Origin of the sequence: Massilia jejuensis (assembly GCF_042656795.1) — a bacterium.
GTDB lineage: Bacteria > Pseudomonadota > Gammaproteobacteria > Burkholderiales > Burkholderiaceae_D > Telluria > Telluria jejuensis.
The window spans coordinates 100,383-120,245 of the sequence record NZ_JBHSMS010000003.1 but is presented as its reverse complement, the minus strand read 5'-3'; the positions used below and the strand labels follow the sequence as shown (position 1 = coordinate 120,245).

Genomic DNA, 19,863 nt, shown 5'->3' with positions numbered 1-19,863 from the left:
GCCGGAGCGGCCGTGCGCTATCATGACGCCATGTCCGAGAACCGAACCCTGTACGAAATCATCGGCGGCGAAGCGCGCCTGCGCGAACTGGTCGACCGCTTCTATGACCTGATGGAGCTGGAGCCCGAGTTTGCGGGCATCCACGCCCTGCATCCCAAGCCGAACGACAGTTCGCGCGACAAGCTGTTCATGTTCCTTTCCGGCTGGATGGGCGGTCCCGACCTGTTCGTCGAGCGCCACGGCCATCCGCGCCTGCGCGCGCGCCACCTGCCCTTCGGCATCGGCACGAGCGAACGCGACCAGTGGCTGCGCGCGATGGCCTGGGCCATGGAAGACATCGGCATCGACGAAGACCTGCGCATGCGCCTGATGCAGTCCTTCTACCAGACCGCCGACTGGATGCGCAACAAGGCCGACTGATGTCCACATTCGAATTTGCCGTCCTGCTGGTGGCCGTGCTGGCCGTGATTGCGCTGCAGCTAATGCTGCTGCTGCGCGGCCGCCGCGACGGCGGCGGTTTCGCCTTCGAGCGCCTCGAACGCGAACTGCGCCAGGAACTCCAGCACAGCGCCCAGGCCACGCGCCAGGAACTGGCCGGCCACATGATGCAGCACCAGGGCGCCACCGTCCAGAACCTCGACAGCATGCGCCAGCAGATGCAGCTGCACGCGGCCGGCGGACGCGAGGAGCAGGCGCGTTCCTTGAAACGCTTTGCCGACACGCTCCAGCAGACATTAAGCAACCTCACCGAATCGAACGCCCAGCGCATGCTGGAGGTGCGCGCCACGCTCGAGCACAAGATCCGCGACCTGCAGGCCGACAACGCCAAGCGCCTGGAAGAGATGCGCCAGACGGTCGACGAAAAGCTGCACACGACCCTGGAGACGCGCTTGACCGAATCGTTCCGCCAGGTCTCGGAACGGCTGGAAAAGGTGCACCAGGGCCTGGGCGAAATGCAGCAGCTGGCCATCGGCGTGGGCGACCTGAAACGCGTGCTGACCAACGTGAAGACGCGCGGCACCTGGGGCGAAGTCCAGCTCGAGATGCTGCTCGAGCAGGTGCTCACGGGCGACCAGTATGCGAAGAACGTCGAGACCGTGCTGGGGACGAATGCGCGCGTGGAATTCGCGATCAAGCTGCCGGGCGTGGTCGACGGCGGCGCGCCGCTGTGGCTGCCGATCGACGCCAAGTTCCCGAAGGAGCAGTACGAACGCCTGCTCGAATCGCAGGACCGGGCCGACGCCGAGGGCGTGGCGAAATACGGCGCCGAGCTCGAGCGCGCGGTGCGTACCGAGGCCAGGACCATCTGCGAAAAATACGTCTCGCCGCCGCAGACGACGGATTTCGCGATCCTGTTCCTGCCGACCGAGGGCCTGTACGCCGAGGTCATGCGCCGCCCGGGCCTGGCCGACGACCTGCAGCGCACGCTGCGGGTGACGATCGCCGGCCCGTCGACCCTGTCGGCCCTGCTCAACAGCCTGCAAATGGGCTTTCGCACCCTGGCGCTGGAAAAACGCTCGTCGGAAGTGTGGCAAGTGCTGGGCGCGGTGAAGACCGAGTTCGGCAAGTTCGGCGACGTGCTGGCCGCGACCAAGCTGACGCTGGAGAAGGCGGCGAAGAACATCGAGAATGCCGAGGTGCGCAGCCGCCAGATGGCCAGGAAGCTGAAGTCGGTGGAGGCGCTGCCGAGCGAAGCGGCGCAACTCATGCTGGGGCCGGAGGCCGAGCGCGACGAGTGAGCGGCCGGCGCCGAATCGGCCCGGTCCAGGCCCCTTCGGCCGGCGCCGCGGCGCTGGTTACACCAGGCCTTCGAACATGAGGACGTCGACCATGTCGCCGGCCGCGACATTGCCTTGGCCATCGTGCAAGACGACCATGCAATTGGCCTCCGACATCGAGCGCAAGATGCCCGAGCCTTGCGAGCCGGTGATGCGCACCTGCGGCATGCCGTCCTCGCCATGCGTGAGCACGCCACGCTGGTATTCGGTGCGTCCCGGCTTCTTGCGGATCGCCCCGGCCGAACGGGCGCGCAGCAGGGGCAGGGGCGCGTCCGCGCCCATCATGCGCAGCAGCGCCTCGCGCGCGAAGAAGTAGAACGAGACCATCACCGCCACCGGATTGCCCGGCAAGCCGAACAGGAAGGCGCCGTGCCCGTTCGAGGCGATGCGTCCGAAGGCCAGCGGCCGCCCTGGGCGCATGCCGATCTTCCAGAAGGTGACGTCGCCCAGGCGCGCCATGATCTGCTTGGTGTAGTCGGCCGCGCCGACCGAGACGCCGCCCGAGGTGATGATGGCGTCGGCGTTTTCGCAGGCGCTGCGCAGCGCCTCTTCCAGTGCGGCCGGGTCGTCGCGCACGATGCCCATGTCGACGATGTCGCAGCCCAGGCGTTCGAGCATGCCGTAGATCGTATAGCGGTTGCTGTCGTAGACGCTGCCCTCGTCGAGCGGCTGGCCGATCGAACGCAGCTCGTCGCCGGTCGAGAAGAAGGCCACGCGCAGGCGGCGCCGCACCGGGACCTCCGCGATACCGAGCGAGGCGACCAGGCCCAGGTCGGCCGGGCGGATGATCTTCCCTTCACGCAGGGCCGCGCTGCCCGCCTTCAAGTCTTCGCCGGCAAAGCGCCGGTTGTCGCCGGCCTTGAGCACGCCGGCCGCGACGACGATCGCGTCCGTGCCTTCGTCGGCCACGAATTCCTGCGGAATCACGCTGTCGCAGCCGGCCGGCATGACGCCGCCGGTCATGATGCGCACGCACTGGCCGGGGCCGGGCGCCACGTCCATCGGCTTGCCGGCGTAGACCGTGCCGATCACCGCCAGGCGCGTTTGTCCTTCGGCCGGCAGGTCGTCCCCGCGCAGCGCATAGCCATCCATCGCCGAGTTGTCGTGCGCCGGCACGTCGATGGGCGAGACGATGTCGCGCGCCAGCACGCGGCCCAGCGCCGCGCGCAAGGCCACCTGCTCGACGGCGCGCACGGGCTGCACGAAGGCGCGGATGATGCGCTGCGCGTCCTTCACCGGCAGCGCGTCGGGATCGTAGCCGGACAGGCAGCTCGTCACTTCCGCCAGCCGCGGCGCCCGGGGCGTGTCGAGGCTGTGGAGTTCGTCGAGCGTATTGATGTTGCGGAAGGCGTCGGCATCCTCGAAACGCACTTCGATCGCCTTCACGTCCTTGTACCAGCCATCCATGCGCCGTCCGCCCTCGGCCAGGTATTGCGACAGGATCGGCAGCAGCGATGCCTTGACCAGGCAGAACACCGGATGCGGCTGCGGGCGCCGGCCCGGCTCCTGGGTCATGGCGAACGCCAGGCCGGCATCCTGCGCGCGCAGCGCGGCCAGCAGGCGCGCGGCCAGGTCCGGCGGCAGGAAGGGCGAATCGCAGGGCGCGGTGAGCAGGAATTCGGTCTGGCAGCGCCGCATGCCGGCTTCCATGCCGGCCAGCGGTCCGGCGAAACCGGCCAGGTCGTCGGGCCACACCGGCACGCCGAGCGCGGCATAGGTATCGAGGTTCTGGTTGGCGTTGATCGCCACGCTCGCCACTTGCGGCGCGAGGCGCTCGAGGACGTGCGCCGCCATGGTCTTGCCACGGAAGGGCTGCAGGCCCTTGTCGACCTGGCCCATGCGCGTGCCGCGTCCGCCCGCGAGGATCAGCCCGCTGATCGATGCTTGTTGAGTCATTATGTTGTAGCCACCGCCTGGGTTATCCACCGATATAGGACATTTCGACTTTGCGTGTGCCGGGCTCGAGCGCCCGGGTCGCGTCCGTGCGCGTTTCCGAATACCTGTCCGTGCGCGCACGCCACACCGCGGCGATCGCGCCGCTCAGCGCCAGGTCGCCGTGGCCGGCACGCAGCAGGGCGCGCAAATCGTGGCCGCGGGTGGCGAACAGGCAGGTGTAGAGCTTGCCTTCGGTCGACAGGCGCATGCGGCTGCAATCCTTGCAGAAGGCGCCGGTCACGCTCGAGATGACGCCGACCTCGCCACCGCCGTCGAGATACCGCCAGCGCGCGGCCGTCTCGCCGGTGTAGTTGGCGGCAACCGGCGCCAGCGGCAGCTCGGCACCGATACGCCGCACCACTTCGCCGGAAGGCACGACTTCATCCATGTTCCAGCCGTTCGAGGCGCCGACATCCATGTATTCGATGAAGCGCAGAATCGTCGGCGAACCCTTGAAATGGCGCGCCATCGGGACGATCTGGTCGTCGTTGCTGCCGCGCTTGACGACCATGTTGACCTTGACCGGACCCAGTCCGGCGGCGTGCGCCGCCTCGATCCCGGCCAGCACGTCGGCCACCGCGAAGTCGACGTCGTTCATGCGCTTGAAGACGGCGTCGTCGAGCGCGTCGAGCGAGACCGTGACGCGGTCCAAGCCCGCCTCCTTCAGTGCCCGCGCCTTGCGCGCCAGCAGCGAGCCGTTGGTCGTGAGGGTCAGGTCGAGCGGGCGGCCCGAGGGCGTCGGCAAGGCGCGCAGCATCGCCACCAGATGTTCCAGGTTCTTGCGCAGCAGCGGCTCGCCACCGGTCAGGCGGATCTTCTCGACGCCGTGCTCGACGAACAGCCGCGCCACGCGCGTGATTTCCTCGAAGGAAAGCAGGTCGCCGTGCGGCAGGTAGGGATAATCCTTGCCGAACACTTCCTTGGGCATGCAGTACACGCAGCGGAAATTGCAGCGGTCGGTGACCGAAATGCGCAAGTCGTGCAAGGGACGCGCCAGGGCATCGGCCAGGTAGCCGACGGGCGCCGCGGGTGCCGCCGGGACGGCCAGCGCGGGCGCGCGCAGGTCGTGGAGCATGATGATTTTTTCAGACATGCCAATACGATAGCACGAGGCCAGCGCACGCACAGGCGGCGAGCAGGCTGATGGTGCCGACCTTGTAGCGCAAGAGGGCGATCGCCGCCAGCAGGCCGAGCACGATCGCCTGCGGCTGGGCGCTGCCGCCGGCGAAAAACACCTCGCGCCCGAAATAGAGCGCCAGGCTCGCGATCACCCCGACCACCGCCGCCGAGATCGCCGTCAGCGGCGCCGTCAGGCGCAGGTTGCCGCGCGTGGACTCGACCAGCGGACCGCCGGCCAGGATGAAGACGAAGGAGGGAAGGAAGGTGAACAGGGCCGCCACGCTCGCGCCGGCGATGCCGCCCAGCCAGGGCGCGGCCGCGCCGAACACGGACTGGGTCCAGCCGCCGACGAAACCGACGAAGGCGACGATCATGATCAGGGGGCCGGGCGTGGTTTCGCCCAGCGCCAGGCCGTCGATCATCTGCGGCGCCGTGAGCCAGCCGTAGTGCTCGACCGCGCCTTGCACGACATACGGCAGCACGGCGTAGGCGCCGCCGAAGGTGAGCAGGGCCGCCTTGGTGAAGAACCAGCCCATCTGGGCCAGCGTGCCGCGCACGCCGCCCCAGTAAGCGAGCATCAGCCAGGCCGACAGCATCAGGCCGACGCCGATGAGGACGACCAGCGCCAGGCGCGCCCGCGAAAAGCGCGCGTGCTCGGGCGTGGGCGTGTCGTCGTCGATGAGCGCGCGCGGCCGCGGCAGCGCGGCATCGGCGTGCCGCGCGGCATGCGAGCCGCCCGGCTGGAACGCGGCCGGACGCAGGCGGGCGCCGGCCACGCCGCAGAGCGCCGCCGCCAGCACGATCAGCGGGAAGGGCAGCTCGAGCAGCGCGATCGCGACAAAGGCGGCCACCGCGATCGCGATCAGGACCCTGTTGCGCAGCGTGCGGCTGCCGATGCGCCAGGCGGCAGCCAGCACGATGGCCACCACCGCCGGCTTGATGCCGTTCATGATCCCGCTCACGAAGGGCAGGTGCCCGAAGGCAAGATAGATCCAGGCCAGTCCGATCAGGATCAGCAGCGAAGGCAGGATGAACAGCAGGCCGGCGATGATGCCGCCGCGCGTGCGGTGCAGCAGCCAGCCGATATAGACGGCCAGCTGGGTCGCCTCCGGACCGGGCAGCAGCATGCAGTAGTTCAGCGCATGCAGGAAACGGCCCTCGGAGATCCAGCGGCGGCGCTCGACCAGTTCGGCGTGCATCAGCGCGATCTGTCCGGCCGGGCCGCCGAAGCTGATGAAGCCGAGTTTGAGCCAGTAGAGGAAGGCGGTGCGCAGGGAAACCGGCTGTGGCGCTGCATGGTCGGTCATACGGTTCAGCTATGGTTCAGCTATGGTTCAGCTATGGTTCAGCCAGGGTTCGGCTATAAGGAATTGAGATAAAAAAGGGAAGCACGCGGCTTCCCTTTTCGCCGATCGACGCGGCGCTTACTGGCGCGTGTCGACCTGGACCAGCGGCTCGTCGGCAAGCTTCGGCGCCGGCTTGCGGGCACGGCCGACGCGCACCGGCGCGGCTGCCTGGGCGGCCGCTTCCTGGGCTGCGCGCAGCTTTTCCGGATCGGTCGCGGCCAGCGTCAGGCCGGCCGCGCCGAGCACGTCGCCCAGGTCGGCGGCGGCCGGCGCCACGGCAAGCTGCGGTGCCGGTGCCGACGCAGGTACAGGTGCCGGCGCAGGTGCCGATGCAGGTGCAGGTGCTGGCGCAGGTGCCGGTGCAGGTGCAGGTGCCGGGACGGGCGCTTCAGCCACCGGTGCCGGCGCGGCATGGGCCTCAAGGACCGGCGCCGGTGCCGGCGCGGCAGGGGCCTCGACAACCGGCGCCTCGGCCACCGGCGCAGGCGCGGCGGCTTGCGCCGGCTGCGCCGCCGGCTTGGCCGCGGCGATCGATGCGGCCGTCGGGAAGAACCAGGCCTGGCCCGTCGCGGCCGGCACGCCGAAGGACGGCGCCGGCGCGGGGGCCGGCTGCGGGGCCGGCGCGGCGTTGGCGGCCGCCTGGGCTTGCGCCGCGGCGACCGATGCGGCGGTCGGGAAGGGCCACGGCGTCAGCCTGGCGGCGTGCTGCTGGCGGCCTTCGCCACGTCCACGGCCACGGCCGGTCTTCTCGGCGGCGGCGACTTTCGCGGCTTCCTCGTCGGCGACCGGCATGAATGCCGGCGTGCCTTCGTGTTCGCCATGTTCGCCCGGCTCGATCTCGTTGCCGTCGCGGTCGCGGCGGTTACGGTTGCGGCCACCGCGGCGGCGGCGGCGGCGCGGCTCGTCGCCTTCGCCCTCGGTTTCTTCGCCCTGCGGACCGCTGCTGGCCACGGCTTTCACGGCGTGCTCGAGCACGTCGCCGTGCGGCGACGTCGTCGACAGTTCCGATTCAGGCGTCGCGATCGCGGTGGTCACGCCCAGTTCTTCGAGCTTGGCTTCGACCGGCTGCTGGCGTTCGGCGCGTTCGCGCGGCTGGCGCGGGGTGCGTTCCGGACGCTCGGCACGTTCCGGACGCTCCGCGCGTTCGGCGCGCGGAGCGGCCTGGACCTCGGCGCCTTCGCGCGCTTCACGCGCAGCGCGCGGCTCGCGCGGCGGACGCGGGGGGCGCGCCGGTTTGCCTTCGTCGCCCGCCTTGACGGCCTCGTCGACGCCTGCCTTGACCGTCTCGCGCTCTTCGCGGGTACGTTCCGGCTTGCCGGTACGGCCCTCGTTGCGTCCATTCCTGGAGCGCGGAGCGCGCGCACTGCGCTCGCCGCGCTCGGCCGGCGCCGGTGCCGCAGGCTTGACCGGCTCGGCCACGACGGGGGCGGCCACTTCCGGCTCGCCGAAGAAGAAGGCCTTGATCCTGGCGAAGAAGCCGACCGGCTCGGGTGCGGCGGGCGCGACCGGTGCGGCCGGCGCCTCGACCGGCTTGACCGGTTTCGCCGCTTCGCTGCGGTCGACCACCGGCGCCGGCTGGGCCGGGGTGATGGTCTTGACCACGGCTTCCTGGCGCGGCTTGGCTTCTTCCTTCTGGCGCTTGCTGTAGGCCATGTCGGTTTCGGCCGATTCGGCCAGCGTGTAGCTGGCGGCCGCTTCTTCCAGGCGCGGATCGTCGTGCTTGATGCGCTCGAGCTTGTAGTGCGGGGTGTCGAGGTGCTTGTTCGGCACCAGGATCACGGTGATGCGGTGGCGGTTTTCAATCTTGAGGACTTCGCCGCGCTTTTCGTTGAGCAGGAAAGCGGCAACGTCGACCGGCACTTGCACATGGATCGTGGCCGAGTTTTCCTTCATCGCCTCTTCCTGGATGATGCGCAGGACTTGCAGGGCCGACGATTCGGTGTCGCGGATGTGGCCGGTGCCCGAGCAGCGCGGGCAGGTCACGTGCGAGCCTTCGGACAGCGATGGACGCAGGCGCTGGCGCGACAGTTCCATCAGGCCGAAGCGCGAAATCTTGCCCATTTGCACGCGGGCACGGTCATGGTGCAGGGCGTCTTTCAGGCGGGTTTCGACCTCGCGCTGGTTTTTCGCCACTTCCATGTCGATGAAGTCGATGACGATCAGGCCGCCCAGGTCGCGCAGACGCAGCTGGCGCGCCACTTCGTCGGCCGCTTCGCAGTTGGTGTTGAAGGCGGTGGTCTCGATGTCCGAGCCGCGCGTGGCGCGTGCCGAGTTGACGTCGATCGAGACCAGCGCTTCGGTATGGTCGATGACGATCGCGCCGCCCGAGGGCAGCGGCACGGTGCGCGCGTAGGCCGTTTCGATCTGGTGTTCGATCTGGAAGCGCGAGAACAGCGGCACGTCGTCGCTGTAGCGCTTGACGCGGTGCGCCATGTCCGGCATCACGTGGCTCATGAACTGCTGGGCCTGCTCGTAGATGTCGTCGGTGTCGATCAGGACTTCGCCGATGTCGGGCTGGAAATAATCGCGGATGGCGCGGATGACCAGCGACGATTCCTGGTAAATCAGGAAGGCGCCCGACGCCGACTTGCCGGCGCCTTCGATCGCGCGCCAGAGTTGCATCAGGTAATTCAGGTCCCACTGCAGTTCTTCGACGTTGCGGCCGATGCCGGCGGTACGGGCAATCACCGACATGCCTTGCGGCAGGTCCAGCTTGTCCATCGTCTCGCGCAGTTCCTGGCGCTCTTCGCCTTCGACGCGACGCGACACGCCGCCGCCGCGCGGGTTGTTCGGCATCAATACCAGGTAGCGGCCGGCCAGCGAGATGAACGAGGTCAGGGCGGCGCCCTTGTTGCCGCGTTCTTCCTTTTCGACTTGCACCATGATTTCCTGGCCTTCGCGCAGCGCTTCCTTGATGGAGGCATTGCGCACGTCGACGCCGTCACGGAAATAAGTGCGGGCAACTTCCTTGAAGGGGAGGAAGCCGTGGCGGTCTTCGCCATAGCTGACGAAGCAAGCTTCGAGGGAGGGTTCGATGCGGGTGATGACACCCTTGTAGATATTCGACTTGCGCTGTTCGCGTCCGGCCGTTTCGATATCGATGTCGATCAGTTTCTGGCCATCGACGATAGCAACGCGCAATTCTTCCTGCTGCGTTGCGTTAAACAACATACGTTTCATTATTGACTCCGCGGCCCATGGGCCGTTCCAAAGCCGCCTTGCCAGGGCGGCAATACTATAGGGACATACGCGGGAGGGGAGAGCTGGAGGGGGGTATGCCCGGGCGTGCGGCAGAGCGACGCAAGGGGCTCGCTGCCGCAACGGGGCGCAAATGGAATCGATCGTCATGCCGAGGGCACGCCGCACCCGGGGCGCTCATCGAGCGGCACGACAGGGGGGGCGGTGCGCGCAACTACCAGCCTGACCGTTTACAGCGAACACACAAAACTTCGACGACAGGCGAATTAATCAGCCTTGTCTTTCAAGCCTTGAGCAGGAGGCTTGCAACGGGTCGGGCGAAACGACAAGCGTTATCGACACCATCAACCAGCGAGCTTGCCGGGGCAAGCTTGCCGGTACTTATCCTTACAGTTCCAAACAATCCAATCCGGCACTCCTGCACGCGATCCGATTACAACTGCGGTGCAACCCTGATCGACGCAGGAATGTGCGTACACGTTTTTTCCATCGAATTTGCATGCCTGCGGGGCCGATGGAGCGCGCCCCTGTGTAAAATATCGTTTTAATTCTTACACCTGCAGAGGTTTGACCGCCGCCTGTCGATTATATATTCAAAATGAAGGACTTAGAGAGAATTTCTGGGAAGACAGTCCACATGAAGATGCAAAACGGCGTGGTTCCCCCTTCATCACAGGCGTTAGCTGCAACTTTCGTCACGATCACCGAAGAAGAAGCTGGACAGCGCATCGATAACTACCTGCTGCGCGTCTGTAAGGGCGTACCGAAAAGCCACATTTACCGCATCCTGCGTTCCGGCGAAGTGCGCGTCAACAAGGGCCGTATCGACCAGTTGTACCGCCTCGTCGAAGGCGACCTGGTGCGCATTCCGCCGATCCGCCTGGCGGAAAAGACACATGCCGCACCGGTGCCGGGCGCCGAATTTCGCGTCGTCCACGAAGACGCGCATCTACTCGTGATCGACAAGCCGGCCGGCGTGGCCGTGCATGGTGGCTCGGGCGTGTCGTATGGCGTGATCGAACAGCTGCGCGCCGCGCGCCCGGACGCCAAGTTCCTCGAACTGGTGCACCGGCTCGACCGCGAAACCTCGGGATTGCTGCTGCTGGCGAAAAAACGCTCGGCGCTGACCAATTTGCACGAGCAGATGCGCGATGGACTGACCGACAAGCGTTACCTGGCCGCCGTGGCCGGCGACTGGATCAACAAGCGCCAGCACGTGAAACTGCCGCTGCATAAATTTTCGACGCCCGACGGCGAGCGCCGCGTCGTGGTCCAGGCCGGCGGCATGGAATCGCATACGATCTTCAATTTGCTGCGCAAATGGGAAAATGTCGCCTTGCTCGAAGCGGAACTGAAAACCGGGCGCACCCACCAGATTCGCGTGCACCTGGCCTCGTCCGGTTTTCCCATCCTCGGCGACGAGAAATACGGCGACTTCACCTTGAACAAGCAATTCCAAAAGGCCGACGCGCGGCGCGGCGCCTTGCGTCGAATGTTTCTGCACGCCTATAAAATCACGTTCGCGCATCCGGAATCCGGCAAGCCGATGACCTTGCAAGCACCCTTGCCTGCGGAATGTGACCGTTTCTTGTTAAGCTTAGGGCAAGCAATGAATTGAACCGTCGGTTGACGAGGTAAATAAGAGGAGCCGGCATCAGGCCGGAAGAAATGCCAAGAAAGCAATTTGATCTGATCGTCTTCGATTGGGACGGCACGCTGATGGACAGCACGGTCGCCATCGTCAAGTGCATCCAGGCGGCCGCGCGCGACCTCGGCCTGCCGGTGCCCAGCGACGAAGCCGCCTCGCATGTCATCGGCCTGGCCCTGCCCGAGGCGATGCAGGCCGCCGTGCCCGACATGCCGGCGGCGATGTACCCTCGCATGGTCGAGCGCTACCGCTACCATTTCCTGACGAAAGACCACGAACTGGTGTTGTTCAAGGGCGTTCGAGAAATGTTGAACGAACTTTCCCAGCAAGGCTATTTCCTGGCTGTGGCGACGGGCAAGAGCCGTGTCGGCTTGAACCGGGCGCTGAACGCGGCCGGACTGCTGTCGCTGTTCGACGCCACGCGCTGTGCCGACGAAACGTTTTCCAAGCCCCATCCGGCCATGCTGCAGGAGCTGACGCGCGAATTGGGCCAGGACATGCGGCGCACGGTGATGATCGGCGACACCACGCACGATTTATTGATGGCGAAAAACGCCGGCGCCGCCGCCATCGCCGTCGAGTACGGCGCGCATCCGGTCGACCAGCTGCAAGCCTGCCGTCCGCTGTATTCGGCCCGCTCCGCGGTCGAGCTGCACGCCTGGCTGGCCGAGTACGCGTGACGTCGATGTCCCAGGCGATGCCCGAAGTGCCGATCTGCGATTCGCACCTGCTGGTCGACGGCGGGGAGGGCGTGCGCTTTCCGGTGGCCGTCTTCGGCGAGGCGACCACCGGCTTCGTCGTGCGCTTCCGGGGCGCGCCGTATGCCTACCTGAACCGCTGCGCGCATGTGCCGATGGAACTGGACTGGGTGCAAGGCCAGTTTTTCGAGTCGAGCGGTGAATTCCTCATGTGCGCGACACATGGCGCCGTCTACCAGCCCGACACCGGCGCCTGCGCGGGCGGTCCCTGCCGCGGCGGCAAGCTGCGCCCGATCGCGGTGCGCGAGCATGACGGCAAGGTGTACTGGCTGCCGGACGGGCAGGTCGGCCTGGCGGCCGGCACCTGATATCAAGCTGTATTCATTCAACTCACGGGGCCTCGAGAAACCTTAATGAGCGAACATATCAAGAACGACGGCGAGGAGCATTTCACCGCTAACCCGACGGCGGGCAACTGGGAACGCGACACGCTTGAAAAACTCGTGTTCGCCACGATCAAGGAGCGGCGCTCGGCGCGGCGCTGGAGCATTTTCTTCCGGCTCGCCTTCCTCGCCGTCGTCGTGGTCGGCCTCTGGACCTACCTCGACCTGAGCTTCGGCAGCGACGACGAAAACCTGGGCCGCCACACCGCCTTGATCGAAATTAACGGCGAGATCGAAGCGGAAGGCAGCGGCGCGGCCGACAATGTCATCCCTTCGCTGAACAAGGCATTTGCCGACGCCGGCTCGGCGGCCGTGGTGCTGCGCATCGACAGCCCCGGCGGTAGTCCGGTACAGGCCGGCATCATCGTCGACGAGATCCTGCGCTTGAAGCGCGGCTATCCGGACAAGCCGCTGTATGTCGTGGTCGACGAAATTTGCGCCTCGGGCGGCTACTATATTGCCGCCGCGGCCGATCGCATCTACGTCAACAAGGCCAGCATCGTCGGCTCGGTCGGCGTGCTGATGGACAGTTTCGGCTTTACCGGCACGATGGACAAGCTCGGCGTCGAACGGCGCCTGATGACGGCGGGCACGAACAAGGGGTTTCTCGATCCGTTCAGCCCGCAGTCCGACAAGCACCGCGCGCACGCCCAGGAAATGCTCAACGAGATCCACCAGCAATTCATCACGGTGGTGCGCACGGGCCGCGGTACGCGCCTGAAGGAAACCCCGGAAATGTTCTCGGGCCTGTACTGGACTGGCGTGAAAGCGGTCGACATGGGCCTGGCCGACGGTTTCGGCACAGTCGACACGGTCGCGCGCGATATCGTGAAAGCCGAAGACATCGTCGACTATACGGCGCACGAAGGTTTGCCGGAGCGGGTCTTGAAGAAGTTCGGTGCCTCGGTGGGCGAGGGGGCGCTGAAGGCAATGTCGCGCTCGACACTTCCTAAACTTAACTGATTGTGCTCAATGATTGTGCTCAATATATCCTTGAATGTTCCGCAATATGGACTATAGTGAACCTTGTAGTTCTTTCCAGGAGGGCGATCAACAACACGTGCCAACCTGTTCGCAATCGTTTAAATCTGGTGACGCTACTACCCGCATGCGTGCGGTTTCGAGTGAATTCATTTCCTCAGAGTAACAGCCCTTCCCGGGAGCGAAAACGACGGCGCAAGCCGTCGTTTTCATTTGTGCGTCCGCATGTAATCGGCGCGATTTGTCCGCGCCGCACACAATCGGCGGGGAGATCCGGCGCGCACGGGCAGCGCGGCTGAAATTACGGGTGGCGCAGGCCAGCCTGCATGGTTGGCGCGGCGCCGTCTTCGGCTGCCGGCTCTTCATGCTGGACGAACCCGCCCTTTTCGAGCCAGGCCTGGAAATCGCGCTGCGCCCGTGCAAACCAGGCGGCGCGCAGCGGCGGATTGCTATGTCCATGCACATGCGGCGCATTGCCGCCGCTGGTCCAGCGCGCCAGCGCCAGGCGGGTAGGAAAGTTGGCGCACTGAGCGCGCGCCAGCGACAGGCGCGCAGCCCGGACCGAGGCCGAGGCGACGGTGGGGGTGGCGGCATCGTAGGGCACTAGTTTCGCTGCTTGCATGTCGTCCTCTGTGTGTTGAGTAATTAGTCCTAGCGGTTCCTCATCCAATGCGGACGCGCTGTAGGTCGATTCCTAATGGAGTTGAAGTCTATCAACGGATCACCCAATACGATTGATTTATCGCAAACGGGTGCCTAGTTCCAATCTTCATGGAAACAGAAGAGCAGGAAGAGCGCCGCCTTTGCCGCCCCTGGCCCTTCTGTTAAAGTCTCGCCCATGAGTAAATTATCCTTGGACCGTATCTTGCAATCGCAGGGATTCGGCACCCGCAAGTACTGCCGCGCCCTGATCGAGGATGGCGACGTCGCCGTCAATGGCGCGATCGCCGACAACTACAAGGCGGCGGTCGACACGACTGGCCTGGTGCTGACCGTGTTCGACGAAGAATGGGTCTACCGCGAGCGCGTCTACATCGCGCTCTACAAGCCGGCCAGTTTCGAATGCTCGCGCAAGCCGAGCCACCATCCGGGCGTGCTGACGCTGCTGCCGGAACAGTTTTCCTGGCGTGAGGTGCAGCCGGTTGGCCGCCTCGACCACGACACCACCGGCCTGCTGCTGATGTCGGACGACGGCCCCTTCATCCACGCCCAGTCGTCGCCCAAGCGCCATGTGCCGAAGGTCTACCAGGCCACGACGGCCGAGCCGGTGACTCCTGCACTGGTGGCGCAGCTCCTGGCGGGCGTGCAATTGCACGACGAGCCGGCGCCCCTGCGCGCGCTGTCTTGCGTGGCGCGCGGCGAGAACGGCATCGAGATCGTGCTCGAACAGGGCAAATACCACCAGGTCAAGCGCATGCTGGCCGCGGCCGGCAACCATTGCGAGGCGCTGCATCGGTCGGCCATCGGCCAGCTGACGCTGGATGCGTTGGGCCTGAAAGAAGGGGAATGGTGTTACCTGGAGCAGGAGCAACTCGATTTGCTGGTACCTGTCACCTGAGCTTATCTGTGCGACGGGAATAGGCGTTTTCATGCAAAATACGTATTGACCCGCGTCAGCTCGTGTCGATACGCTGCTGCGGTCGGATGCGACGGCGTATTTTCGCAACTGCTTACCGTCCACGATGCCGCTTCCCTACCGTACCCTCCTGATTTCCCTCCCTCTGCTGGCCAGCGCCAACGCCCTTGCGCAAGAAGCGCCGAAACTGCTGTCCGATTGCGCCAATATCGGAGATGGCGCATTGCGCCTGGCCTGTTTCGACAAGCTCGCCGCCGTTCCCGCGCCGCGTACCGAAGCGGCCGTCGTCGTCAATCCAGCCACCACCGACGGTACGGCGCCCGCCACGGCCACCGTTGCGGTCGTGACGGCGCAACCGTCGGCCGAAAGCAGCGCCAGGTTCAGCCAGCTCGATCACTGGGAGCTCGACCAGCCTTACCGCCGCGGCGTCTTCAAGTTCCGCCCGCACCATACCAACTACCTGATCGTGAACCGCTCGTATCGCCAGAACGAGGCGCCCTACCAGGTGTTCCGCGAGCTCAACGGCGATGACATCCGCCTGTCGAAGAGCGAATTGGCTTACCAGCTCAGCTTCAAGCTCAAGATGATGGAAGGCGCATTCGGGAAACCGGTCGACCTGTGGTTCGGCTATACCCAGAACAGTTTCTGGCAGGCCGCCAACAGCAAGGCCTCGAGCCCCTTCCGCGAAACCAATTACCAGCCGGAAGTGATGGCGATCGTGCCGCTGGCGATCGGGCTCGGCGGTGTCAAGCTGACCCACGCGGGCCTGGGCGTGAACCACCAGTCGAATGGCCAGTCAGGCACGCTCTCGCGCAGCTGGAATCGGGTGTATGGCCAGCTCGGCATCGAAAAGGGCGGCTTCTCGGCCACCGGCCGCGTCTGGAAACGCTTGAGCGAAGACGACGACGACAACCCGGACATCGTCGACTACATGGGGCGCGGCGACCTGGCGCTGGCTTACCGCCGCGAGGGCCATGTCTATTCGTCGACGCTGCGCTATAACTTCCATACCGAACGCGGCGCAATCCAGGCCGGCTGGGCCTTTCCGCTGGCCGGCAACCTGAAAGGCTATGCCCAGGCCTTCGCCGGCTATGGCCAGAGCCTGGTCGACTACAACTATTTCCAGCGTTCGCTGGGCATCGGCATGCTCGGCACTTTCTGACCGTACAATGGCGGGCTTGACCCTTCGTCTTCCCGCCAATGAAACTTGCAACGCTCAAGGACGGCAGCCGCGACGGCCAGCTTGCCGTCGTCGCGCGCGACCTGAAAACCGCGCACATGGCCGACGCCATTGCCCCGACGATGCAGGCCGCGCTCGACGACTGGGCCTTCATCGCGCCCCAGCTCGAGCACCTGTATGCCCAGCTGAACCACGGCCAGGCACGGCGCGCCTTCGACTTCGACCCCGCCAACTGCATGGCGCCGCTGCCGCGTGCCTACGGCTGGACCACGGGCGCGGCCTGGACCAACCATCTCCTGCTCCGGCAGCGCGCACGCGGCGACGGCACGCCGGCGCGACCGTCCGACGAACCGCCCATGGTCCAGGGCGCCGCCGAGGCGCTGTTCGGACCCTGCGACGATCTCGTCCTGGCGTTCGAGGCCTGGGGCATCGATTTCGGCGCGGGCCTGGCGGCGATCCTGGACGACGTGCCGACCGCGGCCACGCCGGACGAGGCGCACGGCCGCATCCGGCTGCTGGCGCTGGTCAACGACGTGTCGCTGCGCGCCCTGGCGCCCGACGAGTCCGCGCCGGGCGGCGGCTTCCTGCAGTCGAAGCCGGCCACCGCCTTTTCCCCGGTGGCGGTAACGCCCGACGAGCTGGGCGAGGCCTGGCGCGGCGGCAAGGTCCACTTGCGGCTGCGCACCACCTGGAACGGCCACCTCGTCGGCCAGCCCGATGCCGGCGCCGACATGGCCTTCAATTTCCCGCAACTGGTGGCGCACCTGTGCAAGACGCGACCGGTGCGCGCCGGCAGCATCGTCGGCGCGGGCCCGGTGTCGAACAAGGACGGCGCGCGCAAGGGGGCGGTGGCGCCGGGGTATGCGTGCATTGCCGAGCAGCGTTACCTGGAAACGATCGCGCACGGGGCGCCGAGTACGCCGTTCATGCGCTTCGGCGATACGATCCGGATCGAGATGCTCGAGGAGCAGGGAAGGTCGGTGTTCGGGGCGATCGCGCAGACGCTCGTGAAGCCCTGATGCGGGCTGGATGCCGGCGTGTCAGAATTGCCAGAACCCGCCCGCGACGGGCCCGCCACGCAAGTCCACTTCCACCGGTTCCGCCATCCTGCGCGCCGTGCGCGCCAGCCGCAAGCTCCCGTCCGCCCCGTGCACCCGGTACCACAGCAGCGCGATCGCCGACAGGCGCAGCTTTTGCCCGCTGAACAGCTTGTCCTGGACGATGCTCATTCCCTCCAGGCGCAGGTCGAAGTCGAGCACCGGCGCGCCCTCGGTACGCTGGGCGTAGCCGAGGTAGCGTGCGGCATTCGTGAGCGCACTCCCGTCGCCCGTCTCGCCGGCGCGCAGCGCGTCGGTGAAGGCGTCGACTGCCTTCAGCACCGCCCCTGCGGCCGCGGCCACCGCCGCCATGTCGCGCTTCTCGTCGCCCTTGGCGGCGTCGAGCAGCCGTTGCAGCGTCCCGATCCGGTTCGCGTAGTCGGCGCGGTGCGCGGCGAGCGCGCGCAGCTTGCCGAGCAAGCGCTCGTGCTGGACGGTGTCGAGTTCGCCCAGATAGCCGCCGCCCAGGCCCGCGATCCGCTGCGGACACGCTTCGGCCAGCGCGCTGACGAACAGCGCGCGCGCGCCTTCGCCGTAGGCCATGCCGGACGCCGTGACGTCGCTCTTGAACAGGGCGGCGGTATCGGCCGAGGCGCGCAGCATCGCCGGCACCACCGTCAACGCGACGGCCAGGGTGCCGGAGACCGCCCCGGGGGGCGTGCGGGCCTCGATATAGCGCTGCATTTCCTTGTTGCGGCGTGCCAGCTCGTCAGCCAAACGCACGAGTGCATCGTTAACGCTGCGGGCGGCCAGGATGCCGGCGCTCGTCGCCGAGTCGTAGACCGCGGTGCGCGCATCGTGCGGCAAGGCAGCGCAGACGTCGGCGGCCAGCGCATGGGCCAGGTCGAAGGCGCGCACCAAGCCGGCGGCGCCGAACTGGCGCGTGTCGAGCCGGCCTTCGAGCGGGCGGGTCGCCGCCGGCGGCAGGCGTGCCAGCAGGGCGGTGCGCTCGGCCTGGCGGGCGGCGTGGCGGGTTTCGGCATCGCGCTGGCTTGCCAGCGAATCGGCGTGCGCTTCGAGGATGCGTAATGCGAGCGCGCCCCTGGCGGCATCGAGATCCTGCCCGGTCATTGCCTGCGCACGCGCGGAAACCGATAAGAGCAACAAAATGAATATTATCAGGCAACGATATTGAACGAAAGGAAAGAACTTCATTCGCCACTCCAAGATAAGGTGTAACTGGATGTAAATATTCGCCTGTGAAACGTCGCGGAAATACGTCATAAACTGTAAAAAAATGTCTCAAAATATTATGAAGAACCGTTCCAATATTTATTGCCATTACTCAATTCAGATAAAGATTCGCGAAAACGCCACATATAATCAGCCACTTACCTAATGTGCATCGAAGCGCTGCCGGCTCTGCCTGGAATAGACGCGTTCACACACACCCTTTGGCAGCTTGATGCTTTCTTCAGAGAAATGCGTTAGAATTCGGCGGCTAATCAAGTCTCATTTATGGATCCAACAGAAACCAACATCTTTGTTTTTGAACTCGGCCTGGCGGTGACGCTGGTGTGTTCCCTGTTGCTGGTCGCGACGACGCGCTGGCACGGCAGGTTCACGCTGGACGCCACCGCCGGCGTTCAAAAATTCCATAGCGTGCCCACTCCCCGCATCGGCGGGCTGGCCATCATGCTTGGGCTCATCGCGGCCTGCGCCTTCTCGTCCGAGTCGCAGCAGCGCCTGCTCGCGCCGCTGCTCAGCGCAGCCGCGCCCGCTTTTCTGTTCGGCATCGCCGAAGACTTGACGCGCCGCGTCTCGATCGGCGCGCGCCTGGTCGCGACCATGGCCAGCGGCGTGGCCTGCTGGGCCCTGACTGGCGTGAGCATCGTGCATACCGGCGTCGACCTGCTCGACGCGGTCCTGACCTGGCTGCCGCTGTCGGTCCTGTTTACCGCGTTCGCCGTGGGCGGCATGGCCAATGCAGTCAATATCATCGACGGTTTCAATGGCCTGGCCAGCGGCACGGTCGTGATCGGCCTGGCCGCCGTCGGCCTGATCGCCCTCGACTGCGGCGACGCCGAGCTGGCGCGCACCTGCTTCATCGTCTGCGCCGTCACGATGGGTTTCTTCCTCGTCAATTTCCCGTTCGGTAAGCTGTTCCTGGGCGACGGCGGCGCCTACCTGCTCGGCTTCCTGCTGGCCTGGCTGTCGGTGACGCTGGTGTACCGCAATCCGCAAGTGTCTTCCTGGGCGCCGCTGCTGGCCTGCGCCTACCCGTGCTTCGAAACCGTGTTTACCATCGTGCGCCGCCTGTGGTGCCGGCGCCATCCGGGCCAGCCCGACAGCTGCCACCTGCATAGCCTGGTCAAGATCGCCGTCGCCGGCCGTTATTTCCGCAAGTTCCGCGCCCCGCTGCGCAATGCCTGCGTGTCGCCGTTTTCCTGGGTCCTGGCCGCCGTGCCGGCCTGGTTCGCGGTGCGCTTCCCGCAGGATTCCAACTTGCTGGTGCAGGGCACCCTGGTCAGCTTCGGCCTGTACCTGGCTTTCTACTGGTACTTGGCGTCCGCATCGCGTGCGCGCCGGCGCCGCGCGACGCGGCCGCAGCCGACGCGCGCTTCCATGCCTTCGATGGACTCCGAGCCGGTCTCCGCACAATCCTGATACGGCGCGACACAAGCAACCACAGTCATTCTCGAATGCTGTGGTTTTTGGCGCTGTCACCGTTACGTGTCGACGAGTCCCATTGCCGCTCGCAGGAAGCGCTCCGGTGACGCAATGCGCTCGCCATCGAGCGCCCGGCGCCAGCCCAGGTAATTCGGCAAGTAGCGTGAGGCAACGCCATGGAAGCGTGCTAAGTACTCGACCGGAAATAAATGTGAATTTTGGCAAACAGAACCGGATGCGGTGCAAGGCGGCGA

16 protein-coding genes and 1 pseudogene are annotated in these 19,863 nt (G+C 66.1%); 10 read left to right on the top strand and 7 right to left on the bottom strand.

Annotated elements, in window-relative coordinates; genetic code table 11:
- The first annotated feature begins 30 nt into the window (after positions 1-30).
- Positions 31-420, top strand: coding sequence for a group II truncated hemoglobin (locus ACFPOU_RS00640; RefSeq protein ID WP_379715610.1), 390 nt, complete (start codon positions 31-33; stop codon positions 418-420).
- Positions 420-1,739: a DNA recombination protein RmuC gene (locus ACFPOU_RS00635; RefSeq protein WP_379715607.1), complete on the top strand. Its 1,320-nt coding sequence runs from the start codon at positions 420-422 to the stop codon at positions 1,737-1,739. The genes ACFPOU_RS00640 and ACFPOU_RS00635 overlap by 1 nt, the downstream gene beginning before the upstream one ends.
- A gap of 57 nt (positions 1,740-1,796) precedes the next feature.
- Here the strand turns inward: ACFPOU_RS00635 and moeA are convergent, their stop codons facing one another.
- From moeA to ACFPOU_RS00615, 4 genes are all read right to left on the bottom strand, one after another.
- On the bottom strand, positions 1,797-3,674 hold the full coding sequence (gene moeA, locus ACFPOU_RS00630) for a molybdopterin molybdotransferase MoeA (RefSeq protein ID WP_379715604.1): 1,878 nt from the start codon (positions 3,672-3,674) through the stop codon (positions 1,797-1,799).
- A 22-nt stretch (positions 3,675-3,696) separates the two neighbouring features.
- Positions 3,697-4,806, bottom strand: a complete 1,110-nt coding sequence (moaA, locus tag ACFPOU_RS00625) for a GTP 3',8-cyclase MoaA (protein WP_379715601.1) — start codon at positions 4,804-4,806, stop codon at positions 3,697-3,699.
- The gene (gene chrA / locus ACFPOU_RS00620) at positions 4,799-6,139 is read right to left on the bottom strand and encodes a chromate efflux transporter (RefSeq protein WP_379715598.1); all 1,341 of its coding nucleotides are present in this window, start codon (positions 6,137-6,139) and stop codon (positions 4,799-4,801) included. The genes moaA and chrA overlap by 8 nt, the downstream gene beginning before the upstream one ends.
- 117 nt (positions 6,140-6,256) lie before the next feature.
- Positions 6,257-9,358, bottom strand: a complete 3,102-nt coding sequence (locus ACFPOU_RS00615) for an Rne/Rng family ribonuclease (RefSeq protein WP_379715595.1) — start codon at positions 9,356-9,358, stop codon at positions 6,257-6,259.
- 655 nt (positions 9,359-10,013) lie between these two features.
- Here ACFPOU_RS00615 and ACFPOU_RS00610 point away from each other — a divergent pair.
- The 4 genes from ACFPOU_RS00610 to ACFPOU_RS00595 are packed head-to-tail and all read left to right on the top strand — an operon-like array spanning position 10,014 to position 13,128.
- Positions 10,014-10,994 carry an RluA family pseudouridine synthase gene (locus tag ACFPOU_RS00610; RefSeq protein WP_379715592.1) on the top strand — a complete coding sequence of 327 codons (981 nt, stop codon included), beginning with the start codon at positions 10,014-10,016 and terminating at the stop codon, positions 10,992-10,994.
- Positions 10,995-11,044: 50 nt separating this feature from the next.
- Positions 11,045-11,704, top strand: coding sequence for an HAD-IIIA family hydrolase (locus ACFPOU_RS00605; protein WP_379715589.1), 660 nt, complete (start codon positions 11,045-11,047; stop codon positions 11,702-11,704).
- A gap of 5 nt (positions 11,705-11,709) precedes the next feature.
- On the top strand, positions 11,710-12,090 hold the full coding sequence (locus tag ACFPOU_RS00600) for a Rieske (2Fe-2S) protein (RefSeq protein ID WP_379715782.1): 381 nt from the start codon (positions 11,710-11,712) through the stop codon (positions 12,088-12,090).
- Between the two features lie 45 nt (positions 12,091-12,135).
- Entirely contained in the window at positions 12,136-13,128 is a 993-nt protein-coding gene (locus tag ACFPOU_RS00595) for a S49 family peptidase (protein WP_379715586.1), read from the top strand.
- 319 nt (positions 13,129-13,447) lie between these two features.
- Here ACFPOU_RS00595 and ACFPOU_RS00590 read toward each other — a convergent pair whose 3' ends face one another.
- Positions 13,448-13,768 (bottom strand): hypothetical protein, encoded by a 321-nt coding sequence (locus ACFPOU_RS00590; RefSeq protein WP_379715583.1) that lies wholly within the window; start codon positions 13,766-13,768, stop codon positions 13,448-13,450.
- A gap of 216 nt (positions 13,769-13,984) precedes the next feature.
- On the opposite strand from ACFPOU_RS00590, the gene ACFPOU_RS00585 reads away from it, so the two are divergent.
- The 3 genes from ACFPOU_RS00585 to ACFPOU_RS00575 all read left to right on the top strand — a co-directional run bounded on the left by ACFPOU_RS00585 (position 13,985) and on the right by ACFPOU_RS00575 (position 16,921).
- Positions 13,985-14,704 carry a pseudouridine synthase gene (locus tag ACFPOU_RS00585; RefSeq protein WP_379715580.1) on the top strand — a complete coding sequence of 240 codons (720 nt, stop codon included), beginning with the start codon at positions 13,985-13,987 and terminating at the stop codon, positions 14,702-14,704.
- A 124-nt stretch (positions 14,705-14,828) separates the two neighbouring features.
- Positions 14,829-15,884, top strand: coding sequence for a phospholipase A (locus tag ACFPOU_RS00580; protein WP_379715577.1), 1,056 nt, complete (start codon positions 14,829-14,831; stop codon positions 15,882-15,884).
- 38 nt (positions 15,885-15,922) lie between these two features.
- Positions 15,923-16,921 carry a fumarylacetoacetate hydrolase family protein gene (locus ACFPOU_RS00575; protein ID WP_379715574.1) on the top strand — a complete coding sequence of 333 codons (999 nt, stop codon included), beginning with the start codon at positions 15,923-15,925 and terminating at the stop codon, positions 16,919-16,921.
- A 21-nt stretch (positions 16,922-16,942) separates the two neighbouring features.
- Here the strand turns inward: ACFPOU_RS00575 and ACFPOU_RS00570 are convergent, their stop codons facing one another.
- Positions 16,943-18,070 (bottom strand): hypothetical protein, encoded by a 1,128-nt coding sequence (locus ACFPOU_RS00570; protein WP_379715571.1) that lies wholly within the window; start codon positions 18,068-18,070, stop codon positions 16,943-16,945.
- Between the two features lie 387 nt (positions 18,071-18,457).
- On the opposite strand from ACFPOU_RS00570, the gene ACFPOU_RS00565 reads away from it, so the two are divergent.
- The gene (locus ACFPOU_RS00565) at positions 18,458-19,606 is read left to right on the top strand and encodes an MraY family glycosyltransferase (protein WP_379715568.1); all 1,149 of its coding nucleotides are present in this window, start codon (positions 18,458-18,460) and stop codon (positions 19,604-19,606) included.
- A 74-nt stretch (positions 19,607-19,680) separates the two neighbouring features.
- Here ACFPOU_RS00565 and ACFPOU_RS00560 read toward each other — a convergent pair.
- A pseudogene (locus ACFPOU_RS00560) lies at positions 19,681-19,803 on the bottom strand (IS1595 family transposase); the annotation flags it as partial.
- Positions 19,804-19,863 lie beyond the last annotated feature (60 nt).

Bases quoted from the DNA above. Each gene is read 5' to 3' on its own strand.
- ACFPOU_RS00640 (WP_379715610.1), top strand. From the start codon at position 31: ATGTCCGAGAACCGAACCCTGTACGAAATCATCGGCGGCGAAGCGCGC.
- ACFPOU_RS00635 (WP_379715607.1), top strand. From the start codon at position 420: ATGTCCACATTCGAATTTGCCGTCCTGCTGGTGGCCGTGCTGGCCGTG.
- moeA (WP_379715604.1), bottom strand. From the start codon at position 3,674: ATGACTCAACAAGCATCGATCAGCGGGCTGATCCTCGCGGGCGGACGC.
- moaA (WP_379715601.1), bottom strand. From the start codon at position 4,806: ATGTCTGAAAAAATCATCATGCTCCACGACCTGCGCGCGCCCGCGCTG.
- chrA (WP_379715598.1), bottom strand. From the start codon at position 6,139: ATGACCGACCATGCAGCGCCACAGCCGGTTTCCCTGCGCACCGCCTTC.
- ACFPOU_RS00615 (WP_379715595.1), bottom strand. From the start codon at position 9,358: ATGAAACGTATGTTGTTTAACGCAACGCAGCAGGAAGAATTGCGCGTT.
- ACFPOU_RS00610 (WP_379715592.1), top strand. From the start codon at position 10,014: ATGAAGATGCAAAACGGCGTGGTTCCCCCTTCATCACAGGCGTTAGCT.
- ACFPOU_RS00605 (WP_379715589.1), top strand. From the start codon at position 11,045: ATGCCAAGAAAGCAATTTGATCTGATCGTCTTCGATTGGGACGGCACG.
- ACFPOU_RS00600 (WP_379715782.1), top strand. From the start codon at position 11,710: ATGTCCCAGGCGATGCCCGAAGTGCCGATCTGCGATTCGCACCTGCTG.
- ACFPOU_RS00595 (WP_379715586.1), top strand. From the start codon at position 12,136: ATGAGCGAACATATCAAGAACGACGGCGAGGAGCATTTCACCGCTAAC.
- ACFPOU_RS00590 (WP_379715583.1), bottom strand. From the start codon at position 13,768: ATGCAAGCAGCGAAACTAGTGCCCTACGATGCCGCCACCCCCACCGTC.
- ACFPOU_RS00585 (WP_379715580.1), top strand. From the start codon at position 13,985: ATGAGTAAATTATCCTTGGACCGTATCTTGCAATCGCAGGGATTCGGC.
- ACFPOU_RS00580 (WP_379715577.1), top strand. From the start codon at position 14,829: ATGCCGCTTCCCTACCGTACCCTCCTGATTTCCCTCCCTCTGCTGGCC.
- ACFPOU_RS00575 (WP_379715574.1), top strand. From the start codon at position 15,923: ATGAAACTTGCAACGCTCAAGGACGGCAGCCGCGACGGCCAGCTTGCC.
- ACFPOU_RS00570 (WP_379715571.1), bottom strand. From the start codon at position 18,070: ATGACCGGGCAGGATCTCGATGCCGCCAGGGGCGCGCTCGCATTACGC.
- ACFPOU_RS00565 (WP_379715568.1), top strand. From the start codon at position 18,458: ATGGATCCAACAGAAACCAACATCTTTGTTTTTGAACTCGGCCTGGCG.